14 protein-coding genes are annotated in these 17,461 nt (G+C 67.2%); 5 read left to right on the forward strand and 9 right to left on the reverse strand.

Annotated features, from left to right (window positions below):
- Positions 1-103: 103 nt before the first annotated feature.
- Complete coding sequence (locus ACFU5G_RS00220) at positions 104-1,192, forward strand: hypothetical protein (protein ID WP_377239498.1); 1,089 nt, start codon at positions 104-106, stop codon at positions 1,190-1,192.
- 194 nt (positions 1,193-1,386) lie between these two features.
- Here the strand turns inward: ACFU5G_RS00220 and ACFU5G_RS00225 are convergent, their stop codons facing one another.
- The 5 genes from ACFU5G_RS00225 to ACFU5G_RS00245 form a co-directional block, all read right to left on the reverse strand.
- Positions 1,387-4,467 (reverse strand): BTAD domain-containing putative transcriptional regulator, encoded by a 3,081-nt coding sequence (locus ACFU5G_RS00225; RefSeq protein WP_377239500.1) that lies wholly within the window; start codon positions 4,465-4,467, stop codon positions 1,387-1,389.
- 143 nt (positions 4,468-4,610) lie between these two features.
- Positions 4,611-5,252: a hypothetical protein gene (locus ACFU5G_RS00230; protein ID WP_377239502.1), complete on the reverse strand. Its 642-nt coding sequence runs from the start codon at positions 5,250-5,252 to the stop codon at positions 4,611-4,613.
- 40 nt (positions 5,253-5,292) lie between these two features.
- A complete protein-coding gene (locus ACFU5G_RS00235) occupies positions 5,293-5,958 on the reverse strand; it encodes a hypothetical protein (RefSeq protein ID WP_377239505.1) in 666 nt (221 codons plus the stop codon).
- A gap of 35 nt (positions 5,959-5,993) precedes the next feature.
- The gene (locus ACFU5G_RS00240; protein WP_377239508.1) at positions 5,994-7,043 is read right to left on the reverse strand and encodes a hypothetical protein; all 1,050 of its coding nucleotides are present in this window, start codon (positions 7,041-7,043) and stop codon (positions 5,994-5,996) included.
- Between the two features lie 193 nt (positions 7,044-7,236).
- Complete coding sequence (locus tag ACFU5G_RS00245; protein WP_377239511.1) at positions 7,237-7,785, reverse strand: hypothetical protein; 549 nt, start codon at positions 7,783-7,785, stop codon at positions 7,237-7,239.
- Between the two features lie 404 nt (positions 7,786-8,189).
- Here ACFU5G_RS00245 and ACFU5G_RS00250 point away from each other — a divergent pair, with 404 nt between their 5' ends.
- The gene (locus ACFU5G_RS00250) at positions 8,190-9,146 is read left to right on the forward strand and encodes a replicative DNA helicase (RefSeq protein WP_377239513.1); all 957 of its coding nucleotides are present in this window, start codon (positions 8,190-8,192) and stop codon (positions 9,144-9,146) included.
- A 113-nt stretch (positions 9,147-9,259) separates the two neighbouring features.
- On the opposite strand, the gene ACFU5G_RS00255 is transcribed toward ACFU5G_RS00250, so the two are convergent.
- From ACFU5G_RS00255 to ACFU5G_RS00265, 3 genes are all read right to left on the reverse strand, one after another.
- Positions 9,260-10,012, reverse strand: a complete 753-nt coding sequence (locus ACFU5G_RS00255) for a hypothetical protein (RefSeq protein WP_377239515.1) — start codon at positions 10,010-10,012, stop codon at positions 9,260-9,262.
- Between the two features lie 151 nt (positions 10,013-10,163).
- On the reverse strand, positions 10,164-11,057 hold the full coding sequence (locus tag ACFU5G_RS00260) for a hypothetical protein (RefSeq protein WP_377239517.1): 894 nt from the start codon (positions 11,055-11,057) through the stop codon (positions 10,164-10,166).
- 139 nt (positions 11,058-11,196) lie between these two features.
- Complete coding sequence (locus ACFU5G_RS00265; RefSeq protein ID WP_377239519.1) at positions 11,197-12,450, reverse strand: helix-turn-helix domain-containing protein; 1,254 nt, start codon at positions 12,448-12,450, stop codon at positions 11,197-11,199.
- Between the two features lie 257 nt (positions 12,451-12,707).
- Between ACFU5G_RS00265 and ACFU5G_RS00270 the strand changes: the two genes are divergently transcribed.
- The 3 genes from ACFU5G_RS00270 to ACFU5G_RS00280 all read left to right on the forward strand — a co-directional run bounded on the left by ACFU5G_RS00270 (position 12,708) and on the right by ACFU5G_RS00280 (position 14,807).
- Entirely contained in the window at positions 12,708-13,262 is a 555-nt protein-coding gene (locus ACFU5G_RS00270) for a hypothetical protein (RefSeq protein WP_377239521.1), read from the forward strand.
- A 475-nt stretch (positions 13,263-13,737) separates the two neighbouring features.
- On the forward strand, positions 13,738-14,217 hold the full coding sequence (locus tag ACFU5G_RS00275) for a hypothetical protein (RefSeq protein ID WP_377239524.1): 480 nt from the start codon (positions 13,738-13,740) through the stop codon (positions 14,215-14,217).
- Between the two features lie 158 nt (positions 14,218-14,375).
- Positions 14,376-14,807, forward strand: a complete 432-nt coding sequence (locus ACFU5G_RS00280; protein ID WP_377239526.1) for a hypothetical protein — start codon at positions 14,376-14,378, stop codon at positions 14,805-14,807.
- A gap of 55 nt (positions 14,808-14,862) precedes the next feature.
- Here ACFU5G_RS00280 and ACFU5G_RS00285 read toward each other — a convergent pair whose 3' ends face one another.
- Positions 14,863-17,166, reverse strand: coding sequence for a LuxR C-terminal-related transcriptional regulator (locus tag ACFU5G_RS00285; RefSeq protein ID WP_377239528.1), 2,304 nt, complete (start codon positions 17,164-17,166; stop codon positions 14,863-14,865).
- Between the last annotated feature and the right edge of the window lie 295 nt (positions 17,167-17,461).

A 17,461-nucleotide genomic window follows, 5' to 3' on the forward strand; every position in this document is an offset into this window, starting at 1 on the left:
GTCCGTTTACCCTGCCGGCCGCGGTCGGCGGCCGTAAGGTGCGATCCATGCCGATCATGCAGGTCAACACCGGGTCGGTGGCTCGGCAGGACGGACGGTTCGGATGAGGGCCATCGGCAACAGTGATCTGCTGGTACGCGTTACGAAGTGGTCGGCAAGCCGCGCGGGACGCGTGACCGGGATATGGGTCCTATCGCTCGCGATGTGTGGGTTCGGCGGCTCCTTCGGGTACTTGTCCAGCTGGATCCTGACCTTCTACACGCCGGGCAGGACTGAACGGGAACTGCTCGTAGTCGCCGCCGTCGTCGCTGCCCTGCTGATCGTCATGTTGATCGTGCTCAGGCGCGTCGGCATGAGCCGATTCGCCGCCTCCTGGTTCCTCGTCGGCGCCGCGGCGACGTACCTGTGGATGTCAACCACCTTCGAACCCAACCTCCATACGGTCACATCCCCAACTTTCGGGGTGTTCGCCGTCCAGACACCCGGCAACGCTGAGGAGGTGACCCGAGCGCACCTGACCATCGACGACACCGACGCATGGCTCCACCTCGAGGCGGCTCCCGGCTCGTCACCGCTGGTCATCATCGTCACGCCCGTCCCACCCGAATACGGCTGCGGCGAGTATGCCGACTTCGAGACCTCGACGGCCTACACCTGCGTCGCACCCACGTCCGTGCCTATCGACCATGCCACGTCGTACTCCTGGTCGGGGGCTGGCCGAGAAGCCGGCGGAGTAGAGATCGCCACCAGCGGCCCCACGCAGATCGGCGACCTGCCCGTCACAGCGCTACCGGTCGATGTCACGTTCAGGACCCACTCACCGTCCGACGCCAAAACCTTCGACCGTGCCCTCCTCGGGACCGGTGCCGTCGACCAATACGACGTCACCTTCCTCGCAGAGGCGCAGACACCCACCGACGACCACTGGACAGCCATGGTCGAGCACCGGTTCCCACGCGGTTTGGCGCTGCTGTCGATCGCACGGGACCTGAGCCTCATCCTGCTCGGCGGAGCCATCTCGCTCTTCCTCATCCCACCAACACCAACACCGACACCGATTAGCCAGCCGCTCCCTGTCCGATCCAGGACGAGACAACCACGGCGGCTGTCAACACACTCCGGCCGCCTCCGCACCAACAACCGCGTCGGGCGCCTGGCCAGTCCAGCTCGACGGCAGAGACCATCAGCATGACCTGCGGTGCATCCGTGGGCCTGGGATCTCGCACTGGGTTCAACAAGCGCCACCGAAGGTGTTCCGAAGGCGTCGGTGCACACACGCCGAGGCAGGACAGAGTCGTCCTTGACCTTCCCCTGGTCCAGCATCTGGTCCCGGGGGCCATCGACGGTCCAAGATCCGCAAGCGTTCGCGCGGCGTCTTCTACGGCTCTAAGCGGCCGAGACCGCCTCCATGTCGGCGAGGACCTCTTCGGCCTCGGGCATACCGAGCTTGGTGTAGATGGCGTAGGCGTGCTCGAAATGAGTCCCAGTCAGGTCCAGGTCGCCCAAGGCACGGTGCGCGTGGCCGAGCCCCGCGTGCGCGCGAGCCTGCTGATGCAGGAGCTCTTCGTCGATAGCGATCGTGAGCGCGTCAGTGTGCAGGGCTATCGCCGCGGCCGGGTCATGGGCAAGCCGAGCGGCTTCGCCGAGGCCGTTGATCGACCAGGCCTGATCGCCACGCTTGCCGATCTGGCAGAAATGAGCGAGCGCCCGCTGGAAGCACTCGCCGGCTGGCCCCACCTCACCCAAGCGAAGATAGAGTTCGCCGAGCGTGTCCAGGGCATGGGCCTTGCTGGTCGGGTTGCCCAGCCCCTCGATAATGGCGCGCGACTGGTGTGCGTACTCAGCCGCAGCAGAACGTCTCCCTCTGCCCAGCTCAGCACCGGCAAGGTTGTTCAACGTCGTTGGCTCGAGGGACCGGGCACCAAGCTCCCGGACGATCTCAAGGCACTGATGATGGATCTCGACAGCTTGGGCATAGTTACCCAGCCGTTCTTCGACCAGGCCGAGCCCATTCAACGACTTCAACTCGCCAAGCCGGTCGCCAGCCTGGCGGTACAGGGCGGTCGCCTGCCACAGATCCTCGAGCGCGCTCTCGTACCTGCCACGCTGATTGCTGATCTGGCCGAGACCGGTCAAAGCGCGGGCTTGACCCACTAGGTCCCCCATCTGCCGGTACAAGATCATGGCTCGCCGAAGAAGGTCGCCAGCTGTCTCATCCTTGCCCATCCAGAAATGCCCGCTGCCCAGCTGCCAAAGCGCGTGAGCCTGACCGTTCAGATCGCCAACGGCTTCGGCGGCGCGCAGGGCGTGGCCGCTGAGAGCCACCAGGCCCGTCAGGTTGGTCTCTACCAGATGGCGGTACAAGATACGGGCGAGCCCGACCACATAGTCCGATCTCTGGTGATCAGCCGCGTGCTCCGCGATCGCGACCAGACAGATGCATTCGACCAGCAACCAGTCGTGCGCCGACGCTGGCTCCGCCAGGTCAGGTGTCGGATTTCCTGGATCAGCGGCAGGGCGATACGAGACCTCGGCTGGGTACAGCGTGTCCACCGCCGCAAGAGCTGAGGCCTGGTAGTAACCGAGGAGCCGCTCCACTGCTTCGTGCCGGTCGCCGTCGGTGTCCTCGATTGTTGTCAGATGGATGGCGTAAGCGCGTAGCAGGTCGTGCATGCCATAACGGCCGGGGCCGGTCCGGTGCAACAAGTGTGCGCTGACGAGCGTCTCCAGAACCCGCCGGGCGCGGTTCGGCGCCAGGCCCGTCAGGGCCGCGGCGGCGTACTGGTCAAGGTCAGGACCCGGGTGCAGGCCCAGCCGCCGGAACGTGCGTGCCGCCTGGTCAGGCAGGTACTGGATCGACCACGAGAAGACGGCGCGCACCGTCGCGTACGGGTCGCCGCCTGGGTCGAGCAGCTCGAGCCGCTCCTGCAGGTCGGCCAGCTCCGCCACGACGTCGGCCAGAGGCCGGTCCGGCTGCGAGGTGACCAGCACCGCCGCGACCCGGAGGGCCAGGGGAAGGCGGGCACACTGCTCGGCGAGCAGCTCAGCGGCCGCCGGATCGGCGTCGACCCGCTCGCCGATCAGCCGCCGTACCAGGTCAGCAGCATCAGCGGCGGGGAGTAGGTCGAGGTCGATCCGGTGGGCACCGTGCACCGCGACCAGTCCAGCCAGGCTGTCCCGGCTGGTGATCACCACGGTCGAGGCGCCACTCCCAGGCAGGAGCGGTCGCACCTGGGCGACGCTGCCCGCGTTGTCCAGCACGATCAGCAGGCGACGGTCAGCGAGCTCACTGCGGTACCGGGCGGCCCGGTCGTCGTCTTCCAGGGGGATGTCCCGCTCCGGGACGCCGAGCGCCGTGAGGAAGCGGGCGAGCGCATCGGCCGGTCGCATCGGCTGCTCTGGGTCGTACCCGCGCAGGTTCACGTAGAGCTGCCCGTCGGGAAAGCCGTGGGCGACCCGGTGCGCCCAGTGCACGGCGAGCGCGGTCTTGCCGACGCCCGCGGTCCCCCGGATCGCGGTGATCACCACCGTCTGCCCCGCGCGGCCGTCGTCAACGCCGGGCAGCAGCTCGTCCAGGCGCCGCAGGTCGTCGGAGCGGCCGGTGAACCCCGTGACGTCGAGGGGTAGCTGTGCGGGTCGGGGCGGTCTGCCGGCCGCGGCGTCGGACGCCGGGCGTGCCAGCGAGGCGGATGCCGGGGCGCTCCGGTCCGCATCCGATGTCCCATCCGGCACTGGAAGCTCCGCGTCGTGCCGGAGGATGCGCTGGTGCAGCTCGCGCAGCCCAGGGCCGGGATCGCTGCCGAGCTCGTCGGCCAGGCTCTCCTGGAGCAGGCGGTAGTGGGCCAGCGCGTCGGACTGACGGCCGCACCGGTACAGGGCGAGCACCACCTGCCCGGCGAGGCGTTCGTCGAGCGGGTGTTTCTCCGCGGCGGCAACCACGTCAGGCAACAGGTGCGCGTGCTCTCCCGAGCGCAGCAGCAGGTCGTTATGGTCGAGGACGGCCGCGAACCGCTCTGCCTCGAGCCTGACCGCCGTCGACCGCAGCCAGTCGCTGTCCAGGCCGGCGAACGGCCGGCCCTGCCACAGGCCCATCGCTTCCTGCCAGAGAGCGGCGGCTCGGTCGTCGTCGACTCGCCTGGCCTGCGCGACGAGCGCACGGAAGCGCTGCAGATCCACAGCGGACTCGTCCGCCTGGAACACATACCCGCCGGACCGGCGTTCGAGAAGGGGCCCGTCGTGCTCGTTGAGCACGCTCCGCAGCCGCGACACGTAGCTGTGCAGGGTCTGCCGGGCGCTGCGGGGCGGCGTCGTGCCCCACACCCGGTCGGCGAGCTGATCGAGTGAGACGTGCGCACCAGGCTCGACCAGCAGTGCCGCCAGCACTGCTCGTTGCCGGGCCGATCCGAGCGGGACCGGACCGCGCTCGCTCCGAGCCGAGACGTGGCCGAGCACTTGAAACCAGACCATGTCCGCCCATACCTCCGCATCGAGCCGCCGAAGGAAAGAGAGTAGGCGGTGCGGCGGGTGATACAGGGGCTCGGTTCGGTCTGCGGGACGTCAGCCGGACGGTCTCAGAGGTTGTGTGGCCCCGTCTCCCCGCGTCGTCCCGCTCACGCGGCCACCGCCCGGGCTAGCACGGTGAACGTCGGATCGGCGTCGATCCGCTCCGGCGGCTGCAGCCTGTCGAGCTGTCCGGTCTGCCGGCGCCACACGCGCTCGGCGTCGATCTTGACGGCGGCCGTTCGCACCGTCCCGCTCGACCGGGTCACCTTCATGCTCCCGCCGAACGGACCGCGACCTGCCTTCTCGAACCCCGCGCGCACGTAGGCCGCCGCCTGCTCGACCGGTGCGCCGGACCTGACCGGGCAGACGATCCACAGCCCGTGTGGCGCAGATTCGAAAAACACGGTCGCGTCAGGTGCGGACACGAACACGGCGACGGACTTCTTGTCGCCGGACATCGTGACTACCTCGACCCATGTCGTCGCCGTGCCGCAGATCCCGGCGAGTGCCGCGGCCTCGCCCACCGGCAGGACGGTGTCGCCGCGGGTGTCGACCTCGCCACGGGCGATCAGCGTGCTCATCCCGATGCCGACGGTCGGTGAGTCGGCGCCCACCGCGGGCAGGTGCAGCAGCTCGCGGGTGCGCAGGGCGGCCTCGGACCCGGTAGCGGACAGGATCGCGGTGATCTCGAACCCGGTGAGCTCCGTCACGATGTTCCGGAGGCCAGGCGGGGTGGTCTGGTTCGTCATGAGCTGCCTCTCGTCGTGCGTGCTGGGGCGGAGGTCGTCGTCACGCCAGGCTCGACGCGAGCACCTGGAACGTCGGGTCGGGGTACGTGCGGGCAGATACCAAGATCTCGCCGCCGAGGCCGCTCGACACGCTCCATGACTCGTCGTCGGCCACCGTGACGACGGCCGACCTCGTCGTGCCGTCGTAACTGATGATCCGGACGCTGCCGGCGAACGACTGGCCTCCTGGCAGGTTGCCGAACGTCGCCGCCACGAGGCGTGACCCGATCACCGGCAGTGGGACGTCCTGTGGCATCGGCCAGACATGCCACACGTCGTACGGGCGGGGCTCGAACAGCACTGTTCCCGTGCGCGAGCGGACCAGCGCGGCGACGTTCGACGCGTCGCCGGTGGTCCCGATCGCCTCGGCCCATTCCTCGCCGTCCATCAGGATCGACGCGATCTCGTTCACCGCGCCCTGCGGCGCAAGACGTCCCTCGATCACCTGGGCCATGCGCCGGACGAGCAGCGATCCGACACCCGCCGCCGTGACCGGCGAGTCGAGACCGTCCTCGGGCAGGCTGAGCAGGACACGGGCCCGATCCGTCGCCGCGTTACGGCGTATGGAGACGAGGGCGAGGAGCTCGACCGTGGCGAGCTCGATCCGGGCACCATCGCCCTTCGGATCGGCTCCTGGTGCTTCGACAGTGGTCTCGGTGATCGTCATGCCCTTCCTCCGGCGCGGTTCTTGTCTGGTCATCGTCAGAACTCGAGCAGGTCGCCGGCGTCGTCGAGCAGGTCACGACCGCCGTCGACGACGTCGTTCGCGGTATCCCTGACCGAGTCGGCAACGGATTCGACGCCGTCGATGGCGTCGCCCGTGACTTCCATGCCCTTCCAGAAGATGGGTTCGTAGGCGTCGTGGGCGGCGTCTGCGAGTTCCTCCGAGAACTGCGTGTCATGGGTCTCGTTGTAGATCGTGCCGGCCAGGCTGTTGTCGATCAGGTTCTGTGTGAGCGGGCGGTCGGACACGAGGCCGTTGACGAGGGACGTCCCGCTCCACATCGCGCCCATTATGGCGAAGGGCACGCCCACCACAGGGATGAACGAGGCTCCGGAGAGAGCCGCGCCGACCCAGCCATCGCCGGCGCGGTACAGGTCGCCGGAGTCGCCCGAGAACACGAAGTCGACCAACGAATCACTGGCTTGATACAGGCCGGTGAACACGCCGGCGACGCCGAACACTCCGCCGGCACCCTTGCCGGCGTCCGCCCAGGCGCCCTCGCCCAACAGCTCGAGCGCATTGGCAGCAAACCCTGGGGGCGTAGTCATCGGTCCGAGGTCGTCGATGAGCTGTCGGAACCAACCCGGCTCCTCGCCGTAGAACTCCGCGGGGCGTTCGGCGTCGACGCCGATGCCGCGTCCTGCATCGACACCGATGCCCTGTCCGCCGTCGACACCGACCCCCGGTCCCACGCCGATGCCGCGTCCCTCATCGACGCCGATGCCCTGTCCCGTGTCGACGCCGACACCGGACAGCTCGTCCGAGGTCGCCTCCTGACTGTCGGCGTTCCCGCGCACGGTGTCGGCGACCGCGGCCAGCGCCTGAGCTGACGCCGCGATCGCGGGGCCGTGGGACCCGTACCACTCGTCCCGGAAGCTCTCGGCGTCCATGCCGCCCCACTGCTCTGGGACGGGCATGGCGGACTCCACGACGCGCACGACGCCGTCCAGCACCTCACCGCCTCGGGCGATGCGATCCGCGAGCCGCCGCAACGCCTCGATGTCGGCGCCATACATGTTGTCGCCCACTCGCGCCTCCTCTCACTTCGCACGTCCGGACGTCGGCAGTGCGGCGCCATCAGCGCCGATACACAACGTAGGCAGCCGGGATTGCATGAAACTTGTGCGCGGCTTGCAGGATCATTGATCCGAACAGGAACAGCGGACAGCGGACAGCGGACAGCGAGGATCTACTGGGCACTTGCCTCGGCTGACAGGTCGCTCAGGCGCGGCTCGGACCGGGCGTCCGCACGAAGTCGAACCAGAGGAGACTGCTCGCCACGGTGCCCGCGATCCCCGGCAGGTACCAGAGCTCGCCGAAGGAGACGTCCAGCGCGCGTCCGCCGACCGAGACCGTTAGGAAGGTGAGCGCCAGCGCGAGGCCCGCGGAGAGAACGAGCACCAGCGACCAGCACAGTGCCAGCGCTGCCCGGCGCGCGGGAGAGAAGCCCACATCGACCAGAGTTCGGCCGGTGAGCCGTTGTGCGAGGATGGCCAGCCCGCCCCCGAGCAGGACCACCGTTCCGGCGGCGAGGGCCCCGACAGCGCTCACGACGTCGGCTTGCGTGCGCATCCGGTCGTACGCCGACCGGCTCATCCCGTCGGCCACCTCCGCATCCGGTGCGAGGCGGGGCACCCCGGCGCGGAGCGCGTACTGGTCCTCGGGAGGGAGCGGGTGGAAGTCCGTGAGCATCACCTCGCTCATCCCGCCCGGTTCCAGGTCGTACTTCTGGGCGACCGAGCCGTCGGCGGGCACCACGAGCCCGGGCATGTTGCCGCCGAGCCCCGCCCCCGGCTGGTCGTCGGTCGTCCCGGTACGGGTTATCGACCCGGTATCGCGGGAGAACCACATGAGCCCGACGGCGGCCTCCGCGAGCAGCCCGGCCGCTGCCTGAGTACGCGACCTTCCTCAGTAGCGGCGCGCTCCAGCTCGGCATCGAGGCCTACGTCCAGCAAGCCGAAGCGCGCGCCTTTCTCGCATGGCGGTCTCCGGATGTCATCGCGATGCAGTCCGGTCAGGACGCCGTCTCCTACTGGCGGCAGTGGCTCACCACGCGGCCATCGCCCTGAACCGCATCGACCCGCCAGAACCAAGCCTCCACTAAGCCACTAACGAGACAGACCCCATCGCTGCCGCGCCCAGCAACTGTTTCGTTGACGGTAGAGACTTCGAACATGACGGATGATCTGGAAGGTGCTCCCACCGAGCCCGGGCCCGAAGCCCCGCAGAGCGTGAAGGAAGTGCCCCGCTCAGAGATTGCCGCTCTCTATGAACTGATCGGACCGGCGTTCGATGCGATCGATGCCCGCGCCAGCTCCCCGGGCAAGACACCCCAGGACGTCGTTCCGACCGGGTTCATGGACCTGGACCGTGTCACCGGCGGAGGCCTGGCCGCAGCCTCCACGACGGCGGTATTCGGGCACTCCGGCATGGGTTCATCGGTTCTGGCCCTGAACTTCGCCACTCACGCAGCTACCGCCTGTGACGTGCCAGTCCTGGTGGTGTCATGGGAATCTGACCGCGACGCACTGGTACGACGAGTGCTATCCCACACGGCGGGTGTCCCCCTGACCCGGCTGACGGCCGGGGCTCTGGACGACGACGACTGGCGCAAGCTCGCAGCAGCGATGGGGCGCATCGCAGAAACGCCGCTCTCGATGACCGCCGGACCTCCCACGTTCGAGGTGCTGTCCGCGCGAGTCTCCGAATGGACCGCAACTTTCCCAAGCCAGCGCCGCCTTCTGGTCCTGGACGGACTTCCGCACCTCGCGCGCCTGTCGCCAGCCAACACGGAGACCAGCGTGTGGGACGCCCACACCCGGATCTCCGCCCAGGTCAAACACCTAGCCATGACCGAATTGCTCATAATCGTCTACACCGTCCCCACGATCGTGGACGTCATGCGCCGGGCTGATCCGCGCCCCAGACTCGGCGATGTCGCCTACTCCCCCGCCTATGTCGCCGACGCCGACCTAGTCCTGGGCGTGTACCGCGAAGACCTCGTGGAACGGGAGTCACCACGAGCCGGAGAAGCAGACTTGCACCTCCTGAAGTCCAAACACGGCCCCACCGACGTGTTCCTACTGGCGTTCCAGGGCCATTTCCAACGGTTCGTGGACGTAGCGCTATAGCACTTAGCGGGACCCGCCTTCCACCACCATGCAGGGGACATCGGGAGTTCCTGGGGCAGTCCCGACTTCAGCACGAAGCAGTGCTGCAGACAACTCCGGGTGCCGTCGGTAACCTACCTACGTGATGACCCGATCCTGGGACCGAGCGCCCAGGGGACATCTGTCACTCCGCCGTGCTGGCTCCAGATCCGGTGCTCGGATCGGGTGAACGTCCACCCGTGGTTCTCGTAGGGAAGCAGCTCGCCGACGCCGAGATGCCCGACCAGTTTCAGCTGCGCGGTCTGAACGCCCAGCGCAACGTCGTCCTCGTGAGCGGCAAGGTTGTCGAACCCTTCGGCACGGGCGAGGAACTCCTCGTACCGAAGGTCGCCCAGCTCTTCCCGGTGGCGCTTGCGTGCCAGGTACTCCACCCGCCGTTCGGTGTACACCTTGCCGAACTGCAGGCCGTAGTTGCGTGCGTCCTGCCGGTACCGCTCCAACTCTTGCGGGCCGAGCCGTTCCTGACGTCGCGCGTTGGCTTCGCGCGCTCGCTCCGTGGCGACAGTCAGCGGTCCTGGGCACAGGAAGATCCCGATCTTGTCGTACCCGTCCCACTGGCAGTGGCTGTAGGAGACAGCCTGAGCGATCGAGTCGTGGCTGGTGCCTCCTGCCTGCTTGAACTCGATGCCGAGCGCGGGGGCTTGGTCGTGCCACCCGGTAGTGTCCTTCGGGCACAGGACGGCGTCGATCCTGACTTGTTCGCCGGTCCAGTAGCGTCCGGTCACCTCACGCTCGATGTCGAACCATTCGCCCAGCTTGTCCAGGACGTGGTCGGCGAGCTGCTTCTCGTCGCGGAAGAGCCCAGCAGGGGGCAGCAGTGGTGTCACGTGCTCGTCTCCTTGCTCCAAGCCCCTGGAGGCAGGTGGATCATCGTGATGCGATGCCGTCTGCGGTCATGACCAAGCCGCGGTGCAGGCTCTGACCGGCAAGCGGGCTTGATGTGGCCAGGTGCGGCCGGCGGCGCGACGCCATGGTGTCTCAACAGCCGCCGAGAAGCCGCCAGACAGTCTCACGTTCGGACCGCAGGTCGATGGTGGTCCCGGCCATCGTGTCGAGGAGTTCTTGGAGGGGCCAGGAGACGAAGTGGCCGTATCGCGCCGAATAGACGCCAATGGTGTCGAGGCCGTACTCGTCGTCCTTGTCGAACAGGGCGTAGGCGATCAGTTGGTACAGGTCGTGGAGCTCCAGGTTGTCCGCTCGGGCACCGGTCGTGCGGTTCTTCGTGCCGAGGTGGCTCTTGAGCTCCAGGAGCGTTCCGTCGTAGATCAGGTCCGCGTCGGCCGAGCAGAGCGCAGACGCCTTGAAGCGTGGCCCGATCGCCACCGCCCTGGCATCTTCGATCCGGGGATGCAGGCGCACGCCCGCAACCTCACGCAACGCGCGAAGCTCGACCAGGGCGTCATCGGTAGCCAGGGCGACCAGGCCCTCAGTGGTGAACCGTCTCTGCTCGACGAGAGCGACCAGCGGGGACCCGGGCATGAGCCGCCCGGTCCGGTAGACCTCGGTGCACAACGCGACGGCCCAGGCAGCGCGTAGGAAGTCGTCGGATGACGGATCTGCCGTCTCCGCCAGCTCGACCACGCCCAAGACGGCAGCGTATGCGGCCGAATCGCCAACGAACATCGCGGTCGCGGGCTCGGGGTCGTAGCCAGGGTCCAGGGCGAACCGGACAGCAAAGTCGAACGCTGCACCGACGGTGCCAGGGTCGGCGCCAGTGCCGTCAACGAGGATGTCGCCTGCGCTGGCCCGGTAGTCGGCCCGGACCGGCTTGGTGTTCGGGTACCGGGCGTCGAGATGACCGCGCAGCGGACTGCTCTTGTCTTTCACGGCCCTGGTGAGGGTTGTGTACCGGTACCCATCGGCTGCAGCCATGACCAGGATGCTGCCACTGGACACTGACACTCCGCGCCAGGCGTGCTCGAAGGACCGCGAGAACGACCGGCCGTCTGGGGACATCAGCATCAAGATCAGGGGTTCTGAAAGTGGCCCAAGACACCCTGGTCAGGCAGTGTCACTCGCTCGGCGGCTCCTTGATTGTCCGGAGGTAGGTGATGCCGCCCTGGTTGACGCAGTCTTCCGCGAGGCCGTAGACCTGCTGGTGCAGGTCCGTGACGCCTTCGCCTGCGACGATCGTGGCGGCTACTGGCACGAAGCGAGCAAGAGGTGTCGAGTTATCGTCGTAGATGAAGCCATGCTGGTCGGTGGTCTGGATGACCATCGGGTCTGTCCCCTGGTACTCGACCCCGACTTGGACTTCGTACTCCCAGGCCCCACCACGGCGTTCGACGGCCGAGGCGATCAAGGCCACGAGGTCGGAAACCGCAGCCTCAATCGATCTGGACGGGATCCGGCTGCCTGGCAACGGCTCGCGATCACTGTTGATCGGCGGCCCGCCGACCGCAGCTGCGATGCTGATCGACCCGTCGTGATGGATCGATGCCCACGCCTGGCGGAATCGCTGTCGGTCGCTGGTCGCCTTGTTGGGAGCGGTCCACCGGCGTAGGCCTGGCCGGGGATTGTTCAGCGTGACGTTCTCCAAGGGATGGATGCCGGTGCGGTCCGACCACTGCAGGGTGACTGTCGCCGCTCGCTCGAAGGTCATGCGTGCCTGCTCTTGAGTGGGGCGCGCCGCTACCACGTCAGGAATTCTGGGGTGCGCCACCCCGATCAGCCACGCACGCTCGGCAAGATCGTGACCTGCTGCGGTGTCGTCATAGAGCCTTCGGAGTGCCTCGCCCGCGTGGCGACGCTCGTCGAGCCGTGCCCGGTACATCGCTTCAATCTGCCGTTCCTTCATCCACACCGTGTCGGCGTCATTGCGGACCGGAGCGCCGAAGAGATCGTTCTTGTAGATGAGGTGCGGGCCGTCCACCGACGGCGGCACGACGACCACAACGGCACGTTCCCCTTCGACCCCGACGCGGTAGATTTCGAGCCCGAAGATCGGCGGCATGATCGCCGTGACCGCTGCTCTGCGCAGCGCCCGCTCATGAGCTTCGGTCAGTTCGCCGACGTCCCGCCGGCCAGTCGCGGCTTTCTGCACCTCGGACACCCCGAAGACGATCGTGCCCCCGCCACTGTTCGCCATCGCCGCGACGTCCTTCGGAAAGTCACTGCCGGAGGCGCCCTTTTCCGGAGGCAGCTCGCGCTTCCAGTCCAGATCGCTGGTCTCGACGAGATGCTCCTCGACAGCACTTGCCACTAGCTCGTCCGTTACCGGACCGGACTTGCGCCCCAGGTACTTGTGCAGTGCGCTGAACGTCACCGTGACCTCCATCAAAGATGCTCGTAACGTCTGACCCTACTTTCGGTCCCTGCCTGGCACCCCAGCCCTTTTCTGGCTCGAGTCGTACCTAGCCCCCAGCCGCCGCAATCGCCGGCCCGGGAGGCATTGAGGACTTGGATGCGAGGAGCGTGGCGACCTGTTCGGTCTACTGACCTACGAGTCGGCCGTTTCGGACCACAGGGGCATCCCCGTCAAGTTGGCTTGACGATTGCGCACTCGTCACGTGCACTTGGCGCATGCAGGATGACGATGACATGACGGCACCTGACCCCCACGAGTTCGACGTGCTTCGGCTCGAACAGTTGACTCACGCGATTGATCCTCGAGAGATTCCAGGGGAGCCGGAATACTTTCGTGCTGCCGGGCCTGTCCCCAGCCAATACCTCGAGGTGTGGGAGACCTACGAAGCGCGGGCCAGGTACGCCCGGGCTCTCGAACGACCAAGGTTTCCGGATCCGGCCGCCGATGCTGTCCTACGTCGCCGGCTCGACGGCATGCCCGTGGTGCCTGCGCTCTATGCGCTGGGCGCCAACGCCGCCGTTGTGCAGGATCTGATGGGCGGTCGCTGGCAAGCCATGCGGGCCGCACGCGAGGACGGCGCTACCTGGGAGCAGATCGGCCGGGCCCTGCGGATCACGAAGCAGGGTGCTCAGGATTTCTACAAGCGCTGGGAAACCGACCAGGACGCACGTCCTGCTTCATTCGAACGCGAACCGACCGTCTACGAGCACACAGACACGGACCGGCCGCGTGATCTCGACGCGGCGGACGACGGCATGGAGGAGCGATAGGGACGCAGCGGCCGCGACCTCTTCGCGGCGTCACTCCTGCGGGTACTCCTCCTCGTCATAGCTGAGCGACGGAGTCTGTCAGTACCAATGGTTCGGCGTGGTCTGCCGGCCAGATGGGAGTCCAGCCGTGGCGAGGTGTCGTGGGAATCTGTCGTCACTCTCGAGACGCCGACCGGTGAGCGCTTTGCCGTGCGACGCACTTCGAACGGGGACTATGGCACGACCTGGATCAAGCCCGTAGGCGGGGCCAAACCCCAACTTTGACCCACGCCCCGCTGTACAACGCCGGGTCGTCTCAGTCCCTTCAGACTGCCCGCGGCCATTTGATCCCGGCGCATCCGCCTGATTCTCTGGGTGATCCCGTTCATGGCGCCTTCACGAGGTCGACACGGCAGTATCGGTGGGCGAGCGCAAGCGAGTGCACAATTCCCCTGTACAGGCGGCTGGCCAGCCCGTTTCTTGACAGGATTGACCCGTGAAAGCGCTCGGCACCCTCCTCGACGACATGTTGTTCAATTCCTCTTCGCCCACCGATCAGGATCGGCGATTCGAGGAACTCGTGAAAGAATTTCTCTGCACGGATGCGCAATGGTCTTCCGAGTTCAAGACCATCTGGTCGTGGCAGGACTGGCCCGCGAAGAAAGAAGAGACGTCCGCCGTCGATCTGGTCGGTCGTGGAGAGGCGCCCGACAGCCTGGTAGCTGTCCGGTGCGTATTTCACGACCCGGGAGAGCCTCTGACGAAGGCGGAGATCGAGCCCTTCCTTGCGGCATCTCTCGAGGCATCGTTTACCGGTCGTCTTGTCGTCACTACCACCGACGACTGGGACAGCGCGGCAGAGGCTGTGTTTGACGGGCCGGAGCACGATGTCAGACGGGTCGGTCTGAGCGATCTGCTGGGCTCGTCGATCGACTGGGCCGAGTTCGCGGCGGCAGCACCGGCCGGCGCTCACTGACGCTGACAAGCAAGTCCCGCGCGCGGCAAAGGTGGCATCCACCGCTCCTGCGCATGGAATGACCATTCCTCGCGGCCCACTACGCGTCGTGACGCGCAGCTCAGACCTGCCCGCTCTCGACCACTCGAACATGAAAGAAGCCCATGCTGGTGTACCCCATGACCGCACCCCTCTTCGACGATCAGCCAGGGGCGGTGATCTGCCGCGCCTATGGCTCGATGTCACGCGCTGCCGTGCCGAGCAAGCACGGAACGTACTGTGCCGTTCTCGACCTCGCCCCACTGCCCGCGCAGCAGGAATCAGACCACGCAACGGTGCTGCGCGGCGCCGCAGTCGATGTCGGTGACCGGTGGGCATTCTTCGACGACCTTGCCACCGCGGCGAGCTTCGCCCGCGCCGGCCGGATGTCGAACCTCACGCCGTCCTGGGACCTCTTCGAGGCAGCACAGGTCCGGGCGTACTGCCCGGAACACGGCGGTGAGGAGCTCGCGCTCTTGTTGGGGCGCCAGGTCTACGAGCGCACCGAGCTACGGACGCTCGCCAACCAGTTCGCCGCGACCGCAGCTGAAACTCTCTCCTGGTCGAGCTGAAGCAGCGAACACGGGCCACTGCCTCCCCCTGCTACACGCGGGGAGAGGCAGTGGCTCACGAGCCTGACTCGCCGATCCAATCAGGCGGCTCGGCCACCATGAGCTCGATCAGCTCTCTGCGGTCCCGGACGCGTAGCCGGGTGTAGATCTGGCGGAAACGGTTGGCCACCGATCGCTTTGACAGATACACGGCCTCGGCGATCTGCTCGTTGGTCGCGCCCTGCACGACCAGTCGGAGCAGGGTGCGCTCGTTCTCGCTCAGCAGGTCCCATCCCGGACGGACGGACCTCTCCGTGTCCAGAACCGCGTCGATCGCACCGCACCAGCCAGGTGTACCCGCCAGATCCGCAAGAATCCGCGCTTCTCGCGCCATGTGTTGAAGCGTCCAGTCGTCCCCGTGACCCAAACCGTGGTGCCCGAAGGCAATCAGGGCTCGTAGGCGCAGCCAGGGAGTCAACGGCGTATGCCCGACCGGCAACCAGTCATCGAGACTCGTGGTGTTCCTGTCCTTCGTCAGGAAGGTCTTCGCCCGCTTCGCCGACGCAGCCGCAGTGACATGCAGTTGTTCCTCGGCTGCCAGCGGTGGTCGGACCAGACGCCGCGACCGCGGCCTGAGCTTGCCGTCACTCACCATGACGGCTTCGACCGCGTCGGCCCGTGCCTGCGCCCGGCCGCGGTAGGGCCACGCGCAGCGTTCCAGTCCGCTCGTGAGCAGCTCGCTCGCCTGCGCTGCTTGGCCCACGACGAGGTGCGCCGCCCCCAGGTCGAGGGTGTATTCACCCACGGCTCTTTCTGACCACGGACTCGGTGACCGTAACGCGCCGACCACCGGTGCCTGCCCGTCGAGCATGGCGGCCACCAGGGCCTCGTGACCTGCCACCGGCAGCCAATTTCGGATACCGGGCCGCAGCCGTGTGGCGTGCTCGAGATAGGTCCGCGCGCCGGCCGGGCGGCCTTCGGTGATCCCGATGCTGGACTCGGCCAGATCCCTGGCGACGATCTCCGCGATCGTCGGTTCGTGCCTTAAGCCGGTCGAAGCATCCAGCAATGAACGGGCACCGGCAACGTCTCCCAGCAGCAAACGGCCACGCACCCGGATGCACACTCCCACCCAGTGCGCGTCGGGCACCTGGTCGAGCAGGTCCAGGTCAGACCGGAACCCAGCGGGATCGAGCAGTTGGCCGCAGCCCTCCAGCACGACGAGGGTGGCGGTCACCCGCGCGCCCGCGGCTCGAATCGCCTGGTCGGACGGTGCGGTGTGCCACCACAAGTGGTCGGTCCACTCAGGGCTCATGTGCCGCAGCAGCCGCTCTCCGGTCCGTCCCGCCACGAGAGAGGTACCGGTCAGGAGCGCGACGGCGACCACGCCCGCCGTGATGCGCGGGGTGATCCCGGCCGAGGTCGCGCCTGCCAGGTCCTCAAGGTGCAGACCGTCCAAGGCTGCGGCAAACAGGTCGGCCGGGCCGAGTCCGTCGTCCACGCCCGCAGCCTGGTCGGCGCCGTACTCGTCCTGGCAGAGGAGCGCAAGGAGCGGGTGCTGCGCGCCCAGCTCGTCGGTACTGCGCGCAGGTGCACCCGAGCGAGGGGTCGCACGGGCGAGGTCTCGGGTATCAGCGTCGGTCAGTCCGTCCAGCAGGACCCGGTATGCACGCCGCGCTGCCGGCCCGACGCTCACCGGACCCGCCCAACCGGTGCTGCCGCGCAACTGCTCGGGGCTTAGCCCGGCCGCAAGCTCGAGCGCAACCTGCGGCACTCCCCCACTCCACCGTCGCAACCGTTCCGCGACGTCCTCAGCGATCGGCTGGTGGAGCTCCTCCTGCAGCACCTGTCGCAGTGATACCGAGCTCAGAGGACCGAGAGCCACCACATCCATCCCGCTCGGCTGCGGATGATCCGGAAGGAGCCAGGCAGCGGCGATCACCCGCCACCCGTTGTCGTAGGCCGTCTCAGTCAGGCGCCGCAACCATGCGACCCGATCGGCAGTGAGCACCTCGACGTCGTCGACGAAAAGTATTCGAGGCCCACCGGAGGCGGCACCTGGTCCAAGCGCTTCGAACAATCCGTCCGGGTCCAGCGCGATGCGCCCACCCTTGGCGGCAACCAGTCCCGACAGATCGAGCCTTGGCCCCTTGGCCGACAGCTGCGCGTGAGGTCTCGGCGAGATCGAACGCACGATCCGGACGACCTGCTCCCCCAGACCGGCCCGCTCGAGCGCGGTGAGGACCGTAGTCGTCTTGCCTGCGCCACTGAGACCGCTGACCACCAGGGTCGTCGGGTCCAGATCGAAAGCGAACGATCTGATCGACCGCAGTTCTCTGTCCCGACCGTGAACGCCGCTCCCACCGAGCCCGATTCCCAAGGAGTCAGACTCGGATGCGGCATCGCGAGGGCCACCTCGGGACATGCTCACCCCTCAACTCTCGTGAACGACGGATTTGCATGAGTTTCGATCATTCGTCTCGGGATGAAGCGTACGTAGGGGATGAAACTTGTGCACTCTAAGTAGCGGGCGCTCAGGGTTCCCATGTGCGAAGGAGCACTGTCCGTCTGCTTTCGTGGACGCCTGCGCCTTGCTTGTCGGTCCGTCACGGGTAACTCGGGTCAGGCCGACCCACAACGGACCACTCGTTGTGGGTCAGTTGTACGGTCACTTC

Origin of the sequence: Promicromonospora sp. NPDC057488, assembly GCF_042802395.1 — a bacterium.
Lineage (GTDB): Bacteria > Actinomycetota > Actinomycetes > Actinomycetales > Cellulomonadaceae > Promicromonospora.